8 protein-coding genes are annotated in these 23,400 nt (G+C 54.3%); all 8 read left to right on the top strand.

The window, feature by feature from the left end; all coding sequences use genetic code 11:
- Positions 1-137: 137 nt before the first annotated feature.
- The 8 genes from AC0V6M_RS03515 to AC0V6M_RS03480 all read left to right on the top strand — a co-directional run bounded on the left by AC0V6M_RS03515 (position 138) and on the right by AC0V6M_RS03480 (position 23,399).
- On the top strand, positions 138-2,348 hold the full coding sequence (locus AC0V6M_RS03515) for a type I secretion system permease/ATPase (protein WP_486137481.1): 2,211 nt from the start codon (positions 138-140) through the stop codon (positions 2,346-2,348).
- Positions 2,345-3,844, top strand: a complete 1,500-nt coding sequence (locus AC0V6M_RS03510) for an HlyD family type I secretion periplasmic adaptor subunit (RefSeq protein ID WP_486137480.1) — start codon at positions 2,345-2,347, stop codon at positions 3,842-3,844. Before AC0V6M_RS03515 ends, AC0V6M_RS03510 begins: the two co-directional genes overlap by 4 nt.
- A 276-nt stretch (positions 3,845-4,120) precedes the next feature.
- Positions 4,121-4,954: a hypothetical protein gene (locus tag AC0V6M_RS03505; protein ID WP_486137479.1), complete on the top strand. Its 834-nt coding sequence runs from the start codon at positions 4,121-4,123 to the stop codon at positions 4,952-4,954.
- 44 nt (positions 4,955-4,998) lie between these two features.
- Positions 4,999-18,684 (top strand): putative Ig domain-containing protein, encoded by a 13,686-nt coding sequence (locus AC0V6M_RS03500; RefSeq protein WP_486137478.1) that lies wholly within the window; start codon positions 4,999-5,001, stop codon positions 18,682-18,684.
- The gene (locus tag AC0V6M_RS03495; RefSeq protein WP_486137477.1) at positions 18,629-19,021 is read left to right on the top strand and encodes a hypothetical protein; all 393 of its coding nucleotides are present in this window, start codon (positions 18,629-18,631) and stop codon (positions 19,019-19,021) included. Before AC0V6M_RS03500 ends, AC0V6M_RS03495 begins: the two co-directional genes overlap by 56 nt.
- A gap of 424 nt (positions 19,022-19,445) precedes the next feature.
- Entirely contained in the window at positions 19,446-20,372 is a 927-nt protein-coding gene (locus tag AC0V6M_RS03490) for a zinc ribbon domain-containing protein (protein ID WP_486137476.1), read from the top strand.
- A 255-nt stretch (positions 20,373-20,627) separates the two neighbouring features.
- Entirely contained in the window at positions 20,628-21,164 is a 537-nt protein-coding gene (locus AC0V6M_RS03485; protein WP_486137475.1) for a hypothetical protein, read from the top strand.
- Positions 21,165-23,399 carry a type IV secretory system conjugative DNA transfer family protein gene (locus AC0V6M_RS03480; protein ID WP_486137474.1) on the top strand — a complete coding sequence of 745 codons (2,235 nt, stop codon included), beginning with the start codon at positions 21,165-21,167 and terminating at the stop codon, positions 23,397-23,399.
- The last annotated feature ends 1 nt before the right edge of the window (position 23,400 follow it).

The raw sequence follows: 23,400 nt of genomic DNA, 5'->3' as shown, positions 1-23,400 counted from the left end.
ATTGGCGGAGGCCTGTCTTCTTATCTCAATCCGCTCTTAGCTCCGTTGCATGATTTCACCAGATTGCAGAAATTTACCAGTTCTTGTTGCCTCAAACGTAATTCCCCGTAATCGTTCAACTGGGGACGCAGAGATCAATGTCAGATTCGAGCAGCAATACTTCGGCGGATACCGTCGATCCAGTACTGGCGAGCTTTGTTTTGCTCGCGCAGTTTCTGGGTGTGCCTGCTGAACCGGCGCAGATTCACCACGACCGAGGCCAGGGCGATAACCCGTACAATTTCAATGACCTTATTCGGATCGCAAAGAAACTTGATCTGATTGCGCGGCGCAAAAGCTGCGATGTGGCTGAGTTGGCGAAACAGCCATTGCCGGCTCTCGTTTCTCTGAATGATGGCAAAGCTGCCATATTGCTCAAGATTGATGAGAACGCCGATACGGGCGATCGCTATATGATCTTGTTGCCCGATGGTGAGCGTCCAGAGATCTGGGACCCTGACAAAATCGCCAGTGAGTTCGACCTCTCGAGTGGTAAAGCTGACCTGCTCTTGATGACAAGCCGCGAGCGGATTGCGGGTGAGAAACGCGCGTTTGACATCAGCTGGTTCATCCCGGCCTTGGTTAAGTATCGCAAAGCACTGCGCGATGTATTGATCGGCAGCTTCTTCTTGCAATTGGTGGGGCTTGCATCGCCGATCTTCTTCCAGCTCGTAATCGACAAGGTGCTGGTTAACCAGGCGATGACAACGCTGGAAGTGCTCGCGATTGGCCTTGCGACCGTGCTGGTGTTCGAGACGATGCTGTCGGCGCTTCGAAACTGGCTGTTCGCGCACACGTCTAACCGGGTCGATGCAGAGCTGTCGGCCTCGCTGTTTAGGCATTTGGTGGCCCTGCCGCTGAGCTATTTTGAAGCCCGCCGGGTCGGCGACAGCGTGGCGCGCGTTCGCGAGCTGGAGAACATTCGCAACTTTCTGACCAGTAATGCAGTGACGGTGGTGATCGATCTGTTCTTCACGCTAGTCTTCTTTGCGGTGATGTATTTCTATTCGCCAATGCTAACGTTGATCGTCGCGCTGACGATCCCGCTTTATGTACTGATCTCTGTCTTTATCACGCCGCCATTGCGCGCGCGTCTCGACGAGAAGTTTAAGCGCGGCGCCGAAAATCAGGCGTTTCTGGTTGAGACTGTGACGGGCATTGGAACCCTGAAATCGATGGCGGTTGAGCCGCGCATGCGGGACCGCTGGGAGAAGCAATTCGCGGGCTACATCCAGACCGGCTGGGACGTGACAGTCCTGTCCAATTGGGGCAGCCATCTCATCCAGCTTGTCAGCAAGCTGACCACTGTCGCAATCCTCTTCTTTGGCGCGCAAGCCGTAATTGCGGGCGAGCTGACCGTGGGCTCGCTGGTCGCATTTAACATGCTGGCTGGGCGCGTTGCGCAGCCGATCCTTCGCCTCTCGCAATTGTGGCAGGATTTTCAGCAGGTGCGCATCTCGGTCGACCGTTTGGGCGATATCCTCAACGCGCCAGCCGAGCCAGACCACAACCCCAACCGGGCGAGCCTGCCGCCGATTACCGGCCAAGTTGAGTTCGACAAAGTGCGCTTCCGCTATCGACCTGATGCGCCAGAGGCTTTGCGCGGAGTTAGCCTGGAAGTGAGCGCGGGTGAGATGCTGGGCATCGTCGGTCCGTCCGGCTCGGGCAAGTCGACGCTCACCAAGCTCGTACAGCGGCTCTATGTGCCGGAACAGGGCCGCGTGCTGGTCGATGGCACCGATCTCGCATTGGTCGATCCGGCTTGGCTCAGGCGCCAGGTGGGCGTGGTTCTGCAAGAGAACATCCTGTTCAATCGCACGGTTCGCGAAAATATTGCGCTCGCCAATCCTACGATCGCCATGGAGAAGGTAATTGCGGCGGCGGAGCTGGCCGGGGCGCATGAGTTTATCCTCACTCTCCCGCACGGCTATGACACGATTATCGAAGAGCGCGGCAGCAACCTCTCCGGTGGTCAGCGTCAGAGGCTCGCGATTGCCCGCGCTTTGATCACGGATCCGCGCATCTTGATCCTGGACGAGGCAACCAGTGCGCTCGATGCGGAAAGCGAAGAGATCATTCAGAACAACCTCGCGCGCATTGCGGAGGGGCGCACTGTGATGATTATCGCCCACCGTCTGTCGGCTGTGCGTCCATGTGACCGGATTATCACCGTGGAAGCGGGTGAGATTACGGAAGCCGGCAGCCATGAAGAACTGATTGCCGCTGGCGGCCGCTATGCGCAATTGCACGCCAAGCAAACCGGCATGGGCGGCGCTCCAAGCGGCGGCAACGAGGTGGCTCCGGCATGAGTTGGTTTAGCGATAAGTTCCCGACTTTGGCCAAGCACGCGGGCGTCCTGCGTGAAAGCTGGGGCGCGCAAACAGAAGCGGACAAGGCCTTCAAACCCAAGGAAGAGCACGAGTTTCTTCCCGCCGCGCTTGAGATCATGGAGAAGCCAGCAAGCCCCGGCCTCAGATGGTTGATGCTGCTCACCTGCGCGCTGTTCGTGATTGCACTGATCTGGGCGATCTTTGGCCGGATCGACGTGGTTGCGACTGCCGCTGGCAAGACTGTACCCGGCGGCAATGTGAAGATCGTCCAGCCTATCGAGATCGGCGCGGTGCGCGCGATCCATGTGCGCAATGGCCAGTTTGTGAAGGCTGGCGATCTCCTCATTGAACTCGACCCGACGCTTGCGAGTGCCGACGAGGCGCAGAGCGAGCAATCGCTAATGTCTGCGCAGATCATTCAGGCGCGCAACGACGCTTTGCTGGCCCACCTAGCTGGGCGTCCTGCGCGTTTTGTAGCGCCAGAGGGAACCTCGCCAGATACAATTCGTACAGAGCAGGCCTTTGTCCGCAATGCCGTGGCGCAGTTTGAGGCTCAGCGCAGCGCTCTGTCTCAGCAGCGCGCGGAAAGCGAGGCGGAGCTCGCCGGGGCCAATGCCGAGATTGCGAAGCTTGAAGAGGCGCTGCCATACATCACCCAGCAGCTCGAAGCGCGCGCCGAGCTCGCAGAGAAGGGCTTCTTCTCAAAGCTGCGGCTACTCGAATATGAGCAACTCCGCGCGGAGCATCTGCGCAATATCGAAGTGCAACAGGCCAGCAAAATGCGCGCTGAGGCCTCCATCGGCAGGCTGGAGGCGGAGATGCGCAATTTGCGCGCCAGCTTTGGCAAGACAGCCGTCACGGACCTGGCCGAGGCGAATGACCGCGCGACCATGGCGGGTGAAGAGCTGCGCAAGGCAGAGCGTCGCCGCCGCTATCAGGAACTGCGGGCGCCCGTCGATGGGGTGATCCAACAGCTCGCGGTGAGCACGGTGGGCGGCGTTGTCCAGCCCGCTCAGCCGCTGATGGTGGTGGTACCTTGCACCTCAGGCGATGCGAGCAATGCGAACAATTGCAACAGCGGGATTACGGTCGAGGCCTTTGTCCAGAATAAAGACATTGGCTTCATCCACGAGGGGCAGCGCGTCGCAGTAAAACTCGAAGCGTTCAACTTCACCGACTTTGGCCTGCTCGAAGGCACCGTTACCAACATCAGCCGCGATGCGATCGACCAGAGCCAACAGCCTGCGGGCAGCACACGCGATGCCAATGGCCGCCCGGTCCAGCCCGGCCTAGTCTATGCCGCGCGCATTGAACTCGCCTGCGAGCTCGACAATCCAAAGCGTCATGCACTGTGCGACCGGGTCCAGCCCGGCATGTCCGTCCAGGCGGAAATAAAGACCGGCAAACGCCGCATCATCCAGTATTTGCTCTCACCAATTAGCAAGGCTTTAGATGAAGCAGGCCGCGAACGTTGAGACTGGATTGTTAATATTGGTAAACGGTCCGATAAAATCCCAAGAAAAGTTGGCCCGCGCGGTATATTTGCGATTCTGACTGTTGACCTGAATCTTCTTTTTTGGTCCTGTCAGTACAGGGAAATGGGGGAATCTGAGCAGCGCAAGTTGCGCTCGCTTAAGCGCCAAGTCCTCGGACGGGGCTGCGCGCTAAAACACGGCTCTCTGTTTCATTTGTATTTGTAATGCTGCCAGCGGCGGATACGCGCGCTCGGCGGCTTTTGTCAGGGGTTCGCTATGACGAAAGTTGGTGATGTGTGCATCTCAAACCATGCGGGCCCGTTCGGTTTGAGGCATTTGGCCAGCTTGGCTTTTGTGTCCTTGATGCTTTCTGCTTGTGGTCCGGCCGAGGGGACAGTCCCAGTAGACATGCGGGTCGGTTATGATGCGACAGTTGATATGGAGCCTGTCCAGGTTAAACTTTATGAATACGCTGAGGGTGATGCGGGAACAAAGAGGTTCGAGGTTACCGGGGCGGCTCCGCTCACCTTTGTGTTTCCAGCGGCATTCTACGCAAATCGTCCAAGTATAGACGGCGGTCCAGTCGCGCGTCTCGACCTTGCGTTTGACCGTGACACCTGGCGGCCCTTTTCAACGTCTGCCCCCCAAAGGCTGAGTCGTGACCTGCCCATGGCTGCGAAACAGAACAGGAATCGTCGGCTCCGATTTTTGCATGTAAGTATCTATTCTAACATTTCCCAAAGTGGCTGGGCTCCCGGTCGAACGTTGGCAACACTAAAGCGGTTTCGCGGCCCCATTAAAGAAATCGGTACCTTCAAGGGTTTTGAACTTTATTCTTATGAGCGCTCTAGCGATCAAGCTGTAGAGGCTTTGCCGCCGTTGGTGCTTGATGGGACTAACTTCAACGGAAACAATACAATTGTCGGAATTTTCAGCAAGGGTGGAACAGAGGCAAGTAGTTTTGAATGCTTCAAAATTGGTCGATGCCGTTACCATTTTATTTATGCGGGTCGCCATGTTCAAATGACGATAAACAAATCTGAACTGCCGAGAATTTTTGAATTTGAGTCGAAGTTGGTCGAACTGCTCGACAAACATCGTGTTAATTGACATCTAGGGGCGATAATTACGTGTCAAATCTCATAACAGACAGTATGAAGTCTAAACTTTCAGGCAAAGAACTTGCCTATCTAAGATCGTTTCTGGATGCGGGTGATCGAGCAGGTTTTTATGTCGCCTACTACGCTATGGTGTCGACGGATGACTCATTTCTTGTGCCGCCCTTTTCTGGCGGTGACTCCGATATCGGTAAGGATGAAGCCAGTCTACAAGCCAAAATATCGAGCTTTAGTGATCCAGTGGGGGCATCGGCGTATCTGGCAAACCGTTTGTTGCAGGACATTCGGCAAGGCGAGTATCCCGGCATCTATTTTATTTCTCAAGAGGTGGCCGATTCCGCTTACAGGGCTATCGAAGACGATGTAAACATCGCGGGTGGCACCGGCCTCATCAGTGATGAGCGCTTTTTCGAGTCAGCAGATGCGGCGTGGAGCCTTCCTGAAGTAAATCTTCCAGCAGAATTTCCAGGACTTCTACTTGAAGATGGAGTGCCGCAACTTATTGCTACTACGGCTGAAATTGTAGTCGATCTCTTGTGGGCGCTTCAAATCGACCGTATTTCCCTCGACCGAGACGAAATTATCGACTTTCTCGACAATTATAATCGTGACGGTGACTTCACCGACAATAGCAATTGGAACGGTCAGGTTGTTCTGTCCGCCAACAGGATCGGGGAGACCGCGGCCGCTTTGTCAGGGCTCTATGTTTTCCTTGCGGAAATCGAAGGGAAAGAGTCGATTGCGGCCGCGGACCGTGTTGTAAGCCCTGATGGCGCTCAGTCCATCACCGTCGATGATTCTGGAAAAGTTACTTCCGTTGAGCTCAATTCCCTCTTTACGCCGAGTGGCTCAAAATTCGAGGTCATCGACTCGATTAATGAATTGATTTTCTCTGTCGTCACTACGGCATTGCAGCCGATACTTGGTTTAACACCTGTCGCAATTCGCGAGCTCGCTGAAAGTGCTTTAGGTCTGCTGTTTAAGCAGTATGTGCCCAACGATTGGGCCTCAATCAATTACCCAAATGGCGAAGGGGATCCGAATGCTCGGACCACTGCAAATGGGGTGCCGGCGACTCCATTTTCAAGTTCGGCAAGCAATGAGAGTGAAACGCTATTCGGCACAAGCGGGATACTACCTATCCTGGATAACGATTCAATTGATGGCCTTGGTGGGAATGACGCAATTTTTGGAGGTGGCGGAAGTGACACTCTGGATGGCGGTGCTGGCAGTGACATAATCTGGGGGCAAGAAGAGAATGACGAACTTATCGGTGGAGATGGCGACGATATACTGCGAGGTGGCGAGGACGATGATACACTAAAACCGGGAGCAGGCTCCAACACAGTAGATGGTGGCTCGCCAACACTGCTAATTGCAAATAACGGTACCGATACCGTCGATTACTCCGACATCTCAGAAGATATAACAATTTCAATCACAGGAGTTTCGGAAAACGAACCGTCAGGCAGGATATTTACAGTCTTTAAGGATTCGGGCGCAGATAGTGTCATCGGCGTGGAGCGTGTAATCGGCACAGACCAATCGGACGTTTTGTTTATTGAAAAACTCGATCCAGACCAAGTCGATTTTATTGAACAGATCGATCTTGGGGCCAACTCGGGCTCTATCGCGGATACGATCAATGTGTCTAGGTTCGCCAACGGCGTCACTATTGATCTACGGACCCTCTCGCAGCGTGTTAGCGACAACAACGGAGATGGAGTCTTAATCGTCAGGGGCGCCGAAGGTGTTATTGGAAGTGATTTCAATGACACTCTTATGGGTTCCTTTTTCGTAGGCGTTGCACTGGAGGGTGGCGACGGAGAAGATACAATAATTGGCGGGCAAGGCTCAGATAACCTCTATGGTTCTAGGAGAGATGGACCCGATGATGGCGTTAAAGATACGCTGAGTGGTGGTCGCGGTGCCGCCGACAAATTCTACGTGGGCGATAACGACGTCATCAAAGATCCTGAGCGGGGCGATAAGATCTACCTTCGTGGGACGTTGCTGACTGGCGGCGAAGAAACTGGTGAGGGGACGCGGGTCTATGAGTCAGTTGATGGAGGGACTTATAGCCTGGCTTCGGACGGATCGCTCTCCTTTGCGATCAACCCGACGATTACGATCCAGAATTTCCGGAATGGAAAAGCTGGCATCCGATTGATTGATGCTGAGCCTGACAAGGACGATGCCGAAGAGCTTCGTGATCCTCTCATAATTGATCTTGACGGCGATCGGAGTGTTGTTTCGGCGCTTTCCACTTCAACTGCATATTTCGATCTCGACAATGATGGGTTTGCAGAGCGTGTCGCCTGGTCGAATGCGGCAGATGGCTTTTTGGTCCGAGACATCAATAATGACGGAGCCATCAACAATGGCTCTGAGATGTTTGGTACCGGCAATGTCAATTCCGAGGGGGGCGAATTCCGCCAGTTTGGCGAAGACGGTTTTGCAGAACTTGGATTGCTGGATAGCGATTTGGACGGCGCTATCACTGCTTCTGACGACCAGTTTTCGCACCTAAAGGTTTGGATCGATGCGAATGCAGATGCACAAACTGATGAAGGCGAACTTGTTTCGTTGAGTTCGCTTGGGATTGTTTCGATTAGCCTTGCAAACTTTGAAGCCGATCATGCTGAGATCGTGGACGATGCTTCGGTAGTTACTCGCGCCTCTACAGTCGAGCTTTCCGATGGTAGCACAAAGACAGTCTACGACGCCTATCTTTCGATTGATCAATACGATGCGCGAGAGATCCTTGGGGATTTCACAATTGATCCAAGCGTGGCTGAGCTTCCGTTTTTGCTCGGGACTGGAGCTGTGTCGGACCTCGACATCGCTATGACCCGCGATCCCGGATTAGCGGATCTCGTTCGAGGATTGTCGGATCTAGAGATTGGCCAAGCGAGCGAAATTTTGTCTCGTACTCAGCAGATATTGTTACGCTGGACGGGAGCAGATCGAGTTGCGCCTGACTCGCGTGGCCGATACATCAATGCTCAATGGCTAGTTGCAATTGAGGCAATAACTGGCAGTGACTTCGTTCAAGGACCGATCGGCTCAAATCCGAGGCCTGACGCAGCGGAAATCTTGATTGCCGAATGGCGTGAGATTGTTGGGCGCACTGCGGCGAAACTGGTCGGCCAAAGTGCATTGGGAACGATGGTGACGCCTGGACTGTCTTTCAAGGCAGCAGCATTCTTCGAAGCTGAGGACGCGAGCACCATTGGCAGTGTTCTCGACGAGGCGGTCGCAAATCAGCCTGTGGATGCAGCGAGTGCAATTGCATATTGGGCAGGCATGATTGCGATCGTAGATCAGTATCGCGATGCGCTTAACGTTTCGGCCGATACGCTTGATCAACATTTCAATGTGACGTTGGCGCAGCAAGGCATTGATTTTGATGCCGCCGAACTGCGTAAGCTGGTAGTTGTCGATTCAGCAGATGGCTTCGTCGTCGGACAATCCAGGCAGGACTTCAATGATGTTTTCTTGATTCAAGGCGATGCTGGGCGCGTCGATGGCTCCTTGGGTAGTGACACCTATGTGGTCGGCGCGGAGGGTGGCAACGCGGATATTCTGGAATCTTCTAGTATCGGTATCGACCGCCTTTATTTCACTAATCATAATGCAGCGGATATCCGGGTTACGGCCACAGTAGAAGAGGGACGCGACTGGCTTCGAGTTTCGGATACGGCGGGCTCACTAAACCTGCGTATTGGAGCTCGTATAGGTGCAACAGGAGTTCGAACAGACATCGAGAACATCCGCTTTGCCGATGGAAGCATTTCGGGAATTCTGGAGCTTGTCGAGCAAAGCGAGCTAGGTAATGGCGTCGTGCTGGGCGGAGAAAGCCCCGTCGCTATTGTTGGTACCACCAGTGATGACTTGCTTATCGGTCTAGGCCGCGACAACGACTTCGTATTTGGACCGGACTCTGGTTCAGACACTATCTCAGATCTTTCCGGAGCGAACGACCGGCTAATTATAGATGCTGATATCGCCGATGTAACATTCACTGTCGATCAGAGCGGTATCTCTGATGATTTGATTGTGCATTTGGGCGGCACAGGACAGACGCTCCGGATTGTCGGCCATCATTCGGACGCCGGCAAGTCGATAGAGAATTTCCAATTCAACGACGGTACGTTGACGATTAGCGATGTTGACCAGTTATTAAACACCGGCAGTTTGGTCGATGATGAGATTTTCGGATCGCGGCGCGATGATGTGATTGAAGGTCTGGCAGGAAATGATATTCTATCAGGCGGGGCCGGCACAGACACATATCGTTTTGGTTTGGGATGGGGCAACGACAGTCTGATCGAGCGAGACGTTGGCAACAATGTCGTTTTCGGCGATGGTATCTCAGTTGACGATGTTGCGGCAGAACGTGGGCTCAATGGAGACTTAGTGCTCCGGTCCACTGCTGGCGACACTTTGACGATCGTCGGCGGCCTTCGAAGTGCACTTATCACGAGTTTTGCATTTACAGATGGCGCCACCAAGACCCTAACTGACTTCGTGGTCGAGGTCTCGGAAGGTGAGGACAATTTGATCTCCGGCACTGCGGCCGATGACACGCTGACTGGGACTGAAATGTCCGAAACGTTCATTGGAAATGGAGGGAGCGACACATTTGTTGGTGGAGGCGGCATAGATCTCTACGAAATTGAGACCGGGGTAACGCGGATTGTTGGCAGCGCCGTTGGTATCGATACTCTACTTGCCCCGTCTGGAGCAGAATTAAGTGAGCTGCGTTTTTATCAGCGCAATGGTTTCCGCTTCGACTTCGGGCAAGAAAGTGCATCGGTCGTCTTAGCGGACTCGAACCTAGATTTTGTTCAATTCGAAAACGGGTTCCTGATTGGCCTAAACGACGCAATTGTAACAACTGGAAGCTCCGGTGATGATTTTCTTTATCACACGGGAGGCGAGATCGCGACTTTCCGGGCTGGTGCGGGCGATGATGTGCTCATCGGTAGTACTTTTGAGTCTGGCCGCGATATCTACGAATTTGAAGTGGGTTTTGGTCAAGATGTAATCTACGATCTTGGAGGTCGCGCAGATGAGGTCAGGTTCCTTGGTAGTGAACTGTCATTGTCCAATGCGGCTTTTGAAAAGGACGGCAACAATCTAGTTATATCGTTTGCATCGGGCGACACACTAACAATTGAAGGGCACTATTGGAATCACCCATACGATGCGAGCACCCAGTTTTTTGGTGAGGCCTCCGGTGTAATTGAAAGTTTTCAGTTTAACGGACAGTTCTTGAGTTCTGTAGGTGTTAACCTGCGAATCTCATCGGAAACAGACGGTGATGATCTCGTTATGTTTGGCGGAATCGGAGGAAGCCGTAACGGCGGCGCTGGCGACGATGTTCTGCTGGGAGGACGCGAGCAAAACAGGTATGTTTTTGGGGCCGGATTTGGTCATGATCTCGTTAAAGATGGCGGCGGGAGCAGTGATAGTGTTCGTTTCCTCGGGCTTGAGATTGGTGATGTTACCGTCTCGCGTGATCTAATCGATCCTTTCTCAATCGTCTTTACTATCAATGCCACTGGGGAAACGCTTACGATTGATGGCACGCCGAGTGATGGCTTTTTAGCCGACAGGAATGGTGCGAGCACTCTGACGTCAGGAAGGGTTGGGATTGAGACGTTTCAATTCGAATCCACCAGCCTCTCTGATGACGAAATTGTCCAAATTGTTCTCGCGGGGGCCGGCACTGACGGGGACGATGTGATCCTTGGTCTCAATTCAAATGCCACGATTGATGGCGGCCAAGGTAACGACCGGATTGAGATAGGCAACGGCCGCGAAACAGTGGTGATTGGCGCAGGTGGCGGCGATGACGTGGTCACATTCTTTGGCGATGGTTCACAGCCTGGGTTCGGTGGTGCCGGTTTCAAGGTGCGCTTTGATGATGTTTCGCGCGATGATCTTATCCTAACTGAGGTTAATGAATTCGATGGGCAGATCGGTCGGCATTTGCGGGTCGATGGAGGCGACAGTTCTGTAACGATCATAAACGGTCTGGATGCTCGGTTTAATCAGTTCTTTAGTGAAGCCGGGCCGTTGCTTAGGTTCGGATTGGAAGCTCAAGATGGACCGGTTTTAGAGTCCTTTGGCTCGTCCCCAACGATACGCCTTGGGCGCCAGTCTGCGCTTACACAAGGAACGGCCGGCTCTGATATTCTCCAAGGTTCCGGAAACTCTGACCCTGGGTCTACACTTGTGGATCCACTAGCTGGCGATGACCTCATTCTTGGCACTTCGAGCACGGATCGCGTTCGTTTTGATATTGGTTATGGCGCCGACCGTTATGAAGCGAATGGCGGATCTCTCGTTGTGGAAATGGGCGCTGGGCGCGCTGCTGATGACATTGCGCTTTCTTGGTCATTGAATGAGCCGGGATTGGTGGAACTTAGAATTCTTGGCACTGAAGACACGCTGGTCTTCGCGGCCGACGCCCTATCAGCGATTGAGTTGGAGAACGACACTCTCACGTTTCAACCGGTTGAGCCGTTTGATCCAAGCACACTTCCAACCAGCACCGTGGGTCTCGGATCAGAATTGGATACTGTGGCGGGTGACCAGCAGATCATCGCCACAGATGGCGATGCTAGGGTCGTTGTCACGGACGAATTGGGCCAAGATTTCTTTGGGGATGCGCGCTTCGAAACTGCGCTGGCTGGTTCCGGAGATCTGACCGGTTGGAGCCCGAACGAGATTGCTCTTGATGGTATTGATGACCTCAATGAGGTCAGGTTTATTGTTGAGGAAGGCACGCCGAATGATCTGATCATTGAAATGCCTTCTGGCGAGCGCCTGACCATAATCAATCAATTCGGCTTCGGCATACCGCAGGTCATTGGCGGCTGGGTCTCTCCTGATATTGACGGCGATGGTACCCCGGATTGGGGGACAATAGACCTAAACGACGATGGAACTCCTGACTTTAACCGCCTTGATGCGAACGGCGACGGCACACCGGACTTTGCAACAGCCGACTTTAATCTCGACGGGGTCAGTGACTGGCAAGACACTATCGAAGCAGAGGTGACCTTTTTTGGCGGCGAGGCATTTGCTGAAGACTACAATCTCGATGGGAATTTCGACACCTACTTTATTGAGACGACCAATGCTGCGGTCGCTTTGCGTGATGTCGATGGCGACGGTGTCGCAGATGAATACCAGGACAGCTCTGATCAATGGGTCGCCGCACCTACCGATGAGAATGGTTTGGCAGATTGGTCGCTGCTGGATCTGAACAATGATGGAATTTCGGACCTTCAGGGCTTCGCCGATGGAAGCGGGCCTACATGGCTAAGTGATTGGACGCCGGAAAACGGTGATCCACGCTGGCAGGTGAGCCGGTTCGGGAGGCTTGAAGACACAGATGGAAGCTTTGTCGCAAGCCGTGAATTCGATTTGGATGTTGGCTCAGTCACGTACGTCGTGCCCCATGGCTTCGGGTTCCTTTCGAACTTGTCCTTTCTTGCCCGCGATTTAGATGGTGACGGACGAATCGACGAAGTTGGGCTCGATACTAATTTCGATAATTTGCCGGACGTATCAATCGTTCCTGGCACGCCGACAGTGGTCGAAACCGTCTTCTTTGGCGGCTTCAGCTTATTCAGAAACGAATATCGAGAATCTGCCTCGATAGCTGATATTTTGCCCTTGATTGAGTACGTTCCCCTACGCCCGGTCACATTGATTGATTTGGAGAGCCTTAAACCTTCTGCGTCGATCGGCGCTGATGAATTGCTCTTGGGCACTGGTCAAGAGATCGACAGCTTGGCTGGCGATGATGTGATCACCAGTCATGGCGAAGGCGGCACGTTCCGCTGGTCAGCGGGCGATGGCAATGATCTCTTCCGGAGCACATTCCGGCTTCCGGGAGCGGCGTATGACCCATCAGACAGCCGCTCTACATTGCTTGACGTTGTACAATTTGACGGGATTAGCGATCCGGGCCAGTTGCTCTTCTTTGCGTCAGCGGAGAACCCTGCTGATTTGGTCATCGAAATTGCTGAAACAGGCGAGCGGCTCACGATCGAAGGTCAACTCGGCGCTCGCAGCGCAGGAAATGAGGCAACGCCGCCTGTTGGATTGTTCGTGTTCGAAGGCGGTCTGGAACTCTCAGCGGGAGCAGTGGCATTGCGCGCGCGCGGCGAAGTGGTCGCCGACCAAACCGAACAAAGAACCGATGACACTGGCGGATTGCTCGATGGCGGTGCTGATGGAGAAACGTTTAACACACTGCGAGGCGGTGCTGGCGACGACATCTATCTTTTTGGCCGTGACTATGCCGAAGATACGATTGTCGATGCAGGCGGTTCGGACACCGTCCAGTTCGGCGAAGGTATCACCCCAGATGATCTGTTCTTCTCACGTACAGGCGAGGATGGAGAAGACCTTCTTGTCGAAGTGCTTGGGCTTGACCGTCTTACGCTCACTATTACCGGGCAATTCGGTGATGCAGCGAACCGCATAGAGAGGTTTTCTTTTCAGGATGGTGAGCGCCTCACATGGGAGAGCGTTCAGCAAATCATTCTCGATCTTGCAGAAACATCTGCTGATGACACAATCACTGGCTTTTCCAGCGATGACATTCTGCGCGGTGGGTCGGGTAATGATGTCTTTGTCGGCGCTGGCGGCAATGACCAGGTGTTTGGCGGCGAAGGTCGAGATCAGTTGGTCCTGTCTGGCACAAGCAGTGAGTATACAGTCACTGTAGATGGAGGCGTGACCACAGTTGTCGACAATGTGGCCGGAAGAGATGGCACGATTACGCTGGAATCGATTGAGGATCTTCGGTTCCTTGGCGACGATACTACCACGCTCCTTGCGCCTGAGAATATTGCCCCTGAGGTTGGTGATCTGCAATTCGAAGTAGACGAAGATGGCACGATCATTATCGATCGCGCCCTACTCCTTGCCAGCGGTGTCGACCAAAATGGCGATACACTTCAACTTGGGGATCTGAGTGCATTTGAGAACGGCCAAGCTTGGGTAGGAGCTGATGGCAACGTCCGCTTCCGAGCGGATCGCGACTATGCAGGCGCAGCCGGATTTAGCTTTGCCCTTATTAACGGCAATGGCGGCATTGCGACGGCCCGGGTTAACGTTTCGGTCCTGGCTCAGAATGATGCGCCAATCGTATCGATCAATGCACAAACGTTCACCGCGTTTGAAGACAGCGCTATCGATTGGCTTCTTCCTGCTGATGCGGTTGCCGACCCCGACGGAGATCAGCTCACAGTCGAGGCGCGCCTCGCTTCGGGAGAGGCGCTTCCTGATTGGCTGAGCTTCGATGGCCAGCGCTTTACTGGAACACCGCCGTCTAACTTCAACGGCTTGCTCGAACTGGAACTCGTCGCAAGCGACGGCATCGTTTCAACTGTTTCGGCGCTTCAGATCGACATTCTTCCGATTAACGACGCACCAACGCTCGTAAGCGATCCTAGCGATCTTGTGCTGCGTCCAGGAGAAACGTTTGCCTTTTCGGTGCCTACAAGCACGTTCGAAGACGTGGAAGGTGACGAGATCACTTTCGAGATCGTTTCGGCTGATGGCGGAGACTTGCCCGCATGGATAACGGTCAACGGGCTTCAACTGTCCGGCACAGCGCCTGCGGACTTTGTAGAAGCGCTAGAAATTGCGATCGTTGCGAGTGATGGGCGGGCCGCAAATGTGGCGACCTTCTCGATCGCTCCGCTCGTTAATTCTGCACCGGTGGTAAATGAACCTCTGCAGCCGGTTACAAGCGATGAAGATACCGCGATCAGCTATACAATTCCATCATCCGCATTTGCTGATGTCGATGGAGACACGCTAACCCTATCAGCGACGCTGGATGACGGCAGTGAGCTGCCCGCGTGGCTAACGTTCGACGGGACGACGTTGACGGGAACTCCGCCGACCGACTTCAACGGTGTGCTGGGCATTGCCATCTCGGCTAGCGATGGCGAAGAGAGCGTCAGCGATAGCTTTGATCTGACCATTACAGCGGTGAATGATGCGCCAGTTGTCGTTGCTCCGATCAGCGATATCTCGACCATCGAAGATGCACCATTTGCGTTTGCGATCGATCAAACAAACTTCGCCGATGTTGATGGTGACACGCTTACATTGAGCGCTACCCAGGCAGACGGATCTGAGCTCCCAAGTTGGATAATGTTCGATGGCACGAGCTTTACCGGCACCCCGCCGCAAGACTTTACAGGCACTGTTGAGCTCAGCGTAACAGCTAGCGATGGAGAGCTGACGGCGACCGACAGCTTTGTTCTGACCATAGATCCGCTCAATGATCCGCCGGTATTGCTTCAGCCGCTGGCTGAAATCTCATCCTTGGAAGATCAGGCAATTGCGTTTGCTATCCCTGAAGGCACCTTTGCAGATGTGGATGGCGATGCGCTTGTACTTTCGGCAGCGTTGCTTAGCGGTGCCGCATTGCCGGATTGGTTGAACTTTGATGGCACGACCTTCACTGGAATACCGCCGCAAGATTTCAATGGCTTCTTGGATGTGACGGTAACAGCTAACGATGCTGAGGACTCAGTGTCTGACAGTTTCCGTGTCACGATTGATCCCGTCAATGACGCGCCCATAGTCGTTCAGCCACTGACCGATATTGCTTCACCAGAAGACGAGGCAGTCTCGATTGCTATTCCGACAGATGCCTTTGCTGATGTTGATGGCGATGCGCTGACGCTAACGGCAACACAGGCCGACGGTTCGGCGTTGCCGACATGGCTCAGCCTCGATGGCGATGCTCTAACCGGAACACCGCCGCAAGATTTCAATGGCGAATTGGCTCTTGAAGTGACGGCAAGCGACGGCATTGAGAGCGTATCGAGCGCCTTCACGCTGACGATTGATCCCGTCAACGATGCGCCGGTTCTGACGCAGCCGCTGGCTGACCTTGATCTGCTCAGCAGTGATAGCGCCTCGATTGACGTATCGAATGGTGTGTTCTCCGATGTTGACGGAGATGATCTGACGTACTCGGCTGCGCTGGCTGATGGGGCTCCACTCCCAGGCTGGCTTCAGTTTGACGGTACAGTGCTCACAGCCTCCGGCCTTCCAAACGAGGATACAGCGCTCAGCGTGGTGGTAACCGCGTCGGATGGGACGCTTTCAGTCTCGGATGAGTTTGCGATCACTATCGAGGGCGAAGACACAGATACCGGCGATTCTGAGGGCTTCAGCTTCAGCAGCCTCAACGACTGGTACGATCTAGCCTACGGCGGCGGCTACAATGTGACCTTTGAATACGAAGTGCAGCCAGAGGCTATTGCTGAAGGCGAGCTGCGCGCTTGGGATATCCTGGCGACTTATGACGGCCCGGGCACGATTGTTGGCGGATATGTGAACGGCTTCCCCGGACCAGCTACCTTCGAGATCACTCCAGAAGGCGGGAAGTTCTCTACCGATGGGCAGGACTATCAGCCTGATCTGGCCGAAGGGCAGACCTTCCAGATCACTGTTCAGGTCGATGGTGCGCCGTACACGCCAGGTGAATTTGGGTTTGCGATCTTTGACCGCGATCCAGAGTTCAATCTGGCTGATGATCAAGATAGCGTTCTGACAGTTGCGCCGACCAGTGATTGGGGCGGCGGGCTCACTCAAGATGTCTCGTTCACCAACACGAGCGACGTGGACATCGATAATTGGCAAATGGTGCTCAGCGTTCCCGATGGCGTCGATCTGTCGATCACAAACGTCTCGGGCGCGAGTGTCACTGAGCTCGCAAACGGCGACATCCTGTTTGAAGCGCTTAGCTGGAACGAAGAGGTCGCCGCAGGAGGTCAGGCAAGCTTCGGCTTCACGGCCAATTACACTGGCGTCAGCAATCTTACTTTCGGCCCCGAAGACTTCAGCTTCACCGATAGTGATGCTCGTCAATTCGATGTTGTGCTTGCCTCAATTGCAGACGCGAATGGCGGCGCGAACTGGTCTTATGGGACCGCGCAGGATGATGCTTTGACTGGCAGCAATGCTGCAAGCAATCGCATCTTTGGTGCGCTCGGAAACGATGAACTTACCGGCGGGGCGATAGGCGATTGGCTCGCCGGTGGCTCTGGTGATGATATCTTGAATGGCCTTGAGGGCGATGACGTCTTTTGGGGCGGGCATGGCAACGACATGCTCTATGGCGGGCTTGGCTTTGACACCGTTCAATTGCTTGGTGAGCGAGACAGCTATTCCATCGTTACACAAGGCGGCGCGCTTGGCGTGCAGATCAATGACCTTTCAGCGATCGCGCATGGTGATGATGGCATGGACCATCTCTCATCCATCGAGCAGCTTGCCTTCCGCGGCGGCGAGACGCTGAACATTACCTCGCCGATCATCCTTGATCTGGCTGGTGATGGGATCACCACACTGAGCGCTGCTGAAAGCGATGCTCTGTTTGATTTGGACGGCGATGGCCTTGCCGATGATACGAGCTGGATATCGGCCAATGATGCCTTCCTGTACCTAGACCGTGATGGCAATGGCACCGTCTCTGGCGTTGCAGAGATCAGCTTCATTGACGACGTAACCAACGCTGCCACGGACCTTGACGGTCTCACCGCATTCGACAGCAATGGCGATGGCGTGCTCAATGCCGACGATGAACGCTTTACAGAGTTTGGCGTTTGGCAGGATGCCGATGGCGATGGGGCTGTGGACGCTGGCGAGATCGCAAGCCTAGCCCAGGTTGGCATTGCGTCGGTCGACCTCACAGGCACTGCGGTGAACGGTACCGTCGAATTTGGTGAGGTGGCTATTGCCAACACAGGCACATTCACGTTGGTGAATGGAGTGAGCCAAGAGTTTGCCGATGCGGCGCTGACCTACTTCTCGGCTGCTACCAATATGGCTGACATGAGCGTGACGAACTATGATTTCGGCCGCAAAGCGAAGAAGTACCGCATCCATATCGGTGATGGCATTGTGTCAGTCGACCGCAAACGACGCCGCTCCGATAGCGCTGCCGGTGCAGGGCAACTGGGCGCGAACACTCTTCTGACATTCGGTAACAAGACCTACGGCCGCTTTGCGCCTGTTGTCCTCGATCTCGATGGTGATGGCGTTGAGCTGGTCAAGCGCAGCAAATCGAACGCTGCCTTTGACTATGATGGCAATGGCGGTGCTGATGACACAGGTTGGATTTCGGGCGACGATGGCTTCTTGGTCATCGACCGCAACAGCGACGGTTTGATCACAGAGGCGTCCGAACTTTCACTCGCGGCAGAAAACGATGACGCGCGCACCGGACTTCAGGGCCTCGCGGCTATGGATAGCAATCGTGACGGTGTGATCGACACGGACGATGCAAGGTTTGGTGAGCTGCGTGTTTGGCAAGACCGCAACGCCAATGGCCGTACAGATAGCGGCGAGCTGATGACGCTGGAAGAGGCCGGAATTGTTTCGGTCTCGCTGGCTGTCACTGGCCTTCAGGACCGCGTTAAGGTGACCAAGAATGTTGTGACCGCGACTTCGAGCTTTACCCGCTCAAATGGCACGACCAGCACGGTTGCCGATGTATCGCTGGCCTATCAGCCTGGTGCTGGCGTTAGCGCCGCAGCAACAACGGATCTTGGTGCGCAGGCTACGTTTGCGAATATCCAAAGTCAGTTCTACGCGGACCTGTTCGAACCCCATGCTCAGTCTGCCAACCAACGACGAGATCTTCGATCTGCTGCGTTCGGGCGGTGATGACGCTCTAACGCGCTTGTTTGGTGCACCTGAGCCCTCGCAAGCTCCAGTGGGAAGTGTCTCTGTATCGGCCAATCAGACATTGCTTGCTGGCTTGCAGTTCACCAGCGAGGCGAGCGAAGCCCAATCATTGCAGATTGCCCCATATGAGCGTGCCCTGTTGCAGGAGCTAAACCAAGCTGAGTACAATCCAGAGCTTGAAGAGGCACGCGCCAACTTCGCGCGAAGGCTGATGATGATCAACCAAGATATGGCAGTGTTTGGCGCCCCATCGGCAATGGATGGCGTAAGGCTTGATCCAAGATCGGCCTACATTCCAGAACTGTTCGTGGCCTAAGCCACGGAGTTGATAGAAATGATGCTCTGCATCAGTCTTCACCGTGCTTGGATTATGGAACGTCAAATCTTGTAATTGTAGTTTACTTGACTAACCTCGGATTTACTCGAGGTATTGTCGTAACCCCGAGCATCGCGATGCTCTTCTATCAAGGAGAAATCGTGATGAGGATTTTGTCAAAGCGTCAGGTCAAGGAGCTTGTTCTGTATTCACCTCAGCACATCGCACGCCTGGAAAAGGCAGGCCTATTCCCCAAGCGGGTACAGTCTGGGCCTAAGCCGGGTCGGATGGGTTGAGGACGAAGTTCTGGATTGGCTCCAAGAACGCCTAGAAGCCCGAGACGAACCTGTCCGGCACTCCTGTTAAAGGAGCGGGTGATCGGGTCTGCAGAACTCGGTCACCCATTTTGCTTTGGGGGAAGCAGATGCAAAAATGTACATCATGCGGGGCAGAGCTCGATTTTCGCGAGACCTTTTGCTCAAAATGCGGTGAGGTAACCGAGCGAGGCATGGGCGCGGGCCAACTCGCAGGCCGCTATGTCACAGAGCTTGGTACAGGCTTGGGCAAGCTCATCTCAGCGGCGATTGCCTACGCAGCCAACCCGCAAAACCGAACGAAGGTCATTGCAGGAGCAAGCGTGTTAGCCTTGCTGCTCATCACAATTACCAGCAATCCCATCACGCGCGGCATCGGATCCTTGTTTGAGGAAACCACCGAGGCACCGCAGCTCACCGCAGATGGCCTGCCAGACCTTGCCAATTATGAAGACGTGTTTGTCGGGGAAGAAACGGAGTTTTTTGTCACTGGGCCTGCAAACGTCCGCGATTTTCCAACCAGTGAAGGAACGACTGTCATCCGGACCTTGAATGAGGGCGAGACAGTTATGGCGCGTGAAGTCAAAGCGTTCGATCCGACTTCGCGGTGGCTCAAACTAGCGGGCGGCGGATATGTTTGGGGCGCCAATCTTTCGCGCGGCGAGAAGATGGTTAGCGAGGACGGCTTAGTGTTCCCGGCTAAGCTAAGGGGGCTTTGGTCAGACCGCGCATCCTGCGATGGGATCAATCCAGACGCAGTTGTTGTTCTATCGGAGACGGAAATCGACTTTGGGACGAGCCGCTACGCTCTAACCAACATCCTTGAAGCTGGCGAGGAGTTGCCTGCCTACCAATTGAGCGGCGTTGGAGGTGACATGCTGCCAGGCTCGAAGGTCACAGTTTCTGAGGATGCAATGTGGCCAATTCTTTGGATTGCGAATGGCGACCAAATCACGGGTGAAGAGTTTCGGTATTTCCCACGTGATCTTGCCTGCGCTGAAGTCGATGCAATAACTCGGCAAATGACTGGTATGTGATGGGGATACGAGAGCGGCTTACTCTATCCCCATCCCGTGCTGTTTCCGATCCCTATCCATAAGAGAACATAGGTTTTCACTGCAGTCCATTTCCAGATGGGGACGCAGAATGACTTCAAGATATTTCTTCATTTATAGTGATAGAAATAATCTTGAAGTCGCTCGCGCCCAGACAAGTGTTACGAGCAGAAAATTGTCTTGACCCTTCGATTGGAAAAGCCATGCTTGTTTCTCTTCATTTGGGGGTGAAGCACTATGGATATTTTGTTCAAACGAGAACAGCACCAGAAAAATTTTGGTGGAGCTACTTTTCGGCTGTGGGCTAAGGCTGAGTTTACTGATGACGAGCGCGCTTTGGTCGATCGCTACGGCTTTCGCGGTGCCTTGATTTTAGACGCCGATGATACCGATCTACGCCGCATTGCTGGCGGGATTGGCATAACGGCCGCAATCGCCGCCTTTATTGCGCTTGTGATTGTGTTTCGCGATACCTTTCTGCTCTTTGATTATATGATCGCCCTGGGCCTTAGCCTTTTGGTCGGTATTGGCGCTGGGTATTGGTGGTTCAATGAGAAGCGCGAGCGCTTGTTCATGGATGATTTGCTCTTTGGCCGCCGCTTCAAATGTCGCAGCGTGATCGACCTTGCCAAGAAAGAAGCGGAGATTGAGAACGTCTGCAGTGTGCTTCGCCAAGTGCTCGAAACTGCCAAGCATTGGGATGGGGTCGAGACGATCCCGATACCTGTCCTGCCGCATAATGAGGCCAAAGAAGTCGTTCTAGGGATCAGATAAATGGCCTCGCGGTTTGGCGCTTGGTTGCACAGCCTCGTGCATGGTCTGTTTCGGCCAAGCGAGAAGCAGCTCGTCCAGCAGAAATGGAACGAAGTCGCCTCGGCTTTTGATCAGCTTGGTATTCGGACAGTTAAAGGACGCGAAGGCGTCATCGCGAATATCGCGACCAAGGTGCGTTTTTCGCTCTACGACGACGTGCCGATAAACGATCAAGATGCGGTCGTCCTCAGCCTTGTCTTGGAGCTCTTTGACTACGACGGTCTGTTTGTCCTTCCCGAAGTCGATTGGGAGCAGGAGCGAACCATCGCTGAGCTATGGGAAATCCGGGAAGAGCTCAGCCGCCAGCAGGCATTGGTTCGAAATTTTGATGCAAATGTCGAGCTCCTCACTCGCGCAGCGACGGCGTTTCTCTTGCCGCTCTACAAGGCCTGTCCGGCTCTACTCGATATCGCAGAAACCCGGGACGGGATTTCGGTGCCAACTGACCTGCTTCGTAGCCTAGGAGATGTTAGCGCTGTCACAGAAGAGTTGCTCGATATCGGTCTGGCCGATGAGCTTGCCGAAGCGGGATTGCTACCCAATCTGCACAGCCGCCTCGCCTACAATCTGATCGCAGCCTCAGGCGGCAACCCGGCTGATCCAGCGAGCTTTAAGCGCGCGCCCAAACTGCCTTCCCAGTTCGATGCCAAGACGCCGGAACAGGTGGTCGAGACCTATCTGAGCGGAACACCATTGCTCAGCTTGTTCGATCAGGAGCTGAGTTTCACCATTCCGACCAAGTCTCGCTTCGAGCATCAGCACATTGTTGCAGGCTCGGGACATGGCAAGACGCAGACATTGCAATATCTCATCACGCAGGATTTGGCCGCAATCGGCGCTGGGAGGCGTTCCATCATCGTTCTCGACAGTCAGGGCGATTTGATCCGCAACATCGCTCAGATGGGCATTTTTGCCCCTGGGGAGCCATTGCACGACCGAATTGTGATCATTGATCCTAGCGACGTCGAATATCCGGTCTCCCTCAACCTATTCGATGTCGGGCAAGAACGGCTTGCAGGCTACGCGCCGCTTGAGCGCGAGCGGCTCACCAACTCAATCCTTGAGCTCTATGACTTTGTGCTCGGCACGCTGCTCGACGCGCAGATGACCCAAAAGCAGAATGTCATCTTTCGCTATGTCACCCGCCTAATGCTGCATATCCCCGATGCGACGATACACACTTTGCGTGAGCTGATGGAGCCAAAGAGCGAAGTGAAATTTGCCGAGCACATCGCCAAGCTCGAAGGCACCGCCAAGCACTTCTTCGAAACCGAATTTGCTAGCCGCGAGTTTGAGCAGACCAAGAAGCAGGTGCTGCGCCGCCTGTGGGGCATTCTCGAAAACCAGACCTTTGAGCGAATGTTCGCGCATCCGCGCTCCAAACTCGATCTGTTTAGCGAAATGAATGCTGGCAAAGTGATCCTGATCAACACCGCCAAGGATTTGCTCAAGGAGCAAGGCACCGAGATATTCGGGCGGTTCTTTATCGCGATGATCGCGCAAGCTGCCCAGGAACGCGCAACGCTCCCCAAAAGCGAACGCGTGCCGACCATGGTCTATATCGACGAGGCGCAGGACTATTTCGACCGCAATATCGGTCTGATCCTGGCCCAGGCGCGCAAATACAATGTCGGCATGGTGCTGGCGCATCAATACTTGGGCCAGCTTGAGCCAAAACTGCAGGAAGCCTTCGCGGCCAACACTGCGATTAAGTTTGCAGGCGGTGTCTCAGCTAAAGACGCGCGCAGCCTTGCACCCATGCTCTACACCGATCCCGCCTTTATCGAAGCCCAGGGCAAAGGCAGCTTTGCCGCCCATATCCGCGGGATCACCAAGCACGCTGTGCCGCTGACATTCCCTTTCGGGCTAATGGAGGCCCTTCCGGTCATGTCAGCAGTTGAGCGTGATTTGCTAAGGAACAAGATGCGCGATCGCTATGCGGTGCATCATTCTGAGATTGGTGCGGAGGATGATGACCAAGGCCCACAAAGTGGTGACGGTGATGATCCAGGCGATGGGCAATCTGGGCCTGATGCTCCCAAACCAAATGGGCTTAAGCCCTCTGGTGGAGGTCAGTCCGGCTCGGGTGCATCGTCACATGCTAGTGAAAAGCACGCGAAGTCTAAAAAGGAGCCGGGTTCCAGGGCTGCAAAAGGCAAGATCGACACCGATCCCGGGGAGCAAGAAGGTTTTTAAA

Source organism: Erythrobacter sp. JB3-1, from assembly GCF_057364995.1.
Note: the sequence above shows the minus strand (reverse complement) of the source record. Positions and strands in the feature narration are given on the sequence as shown.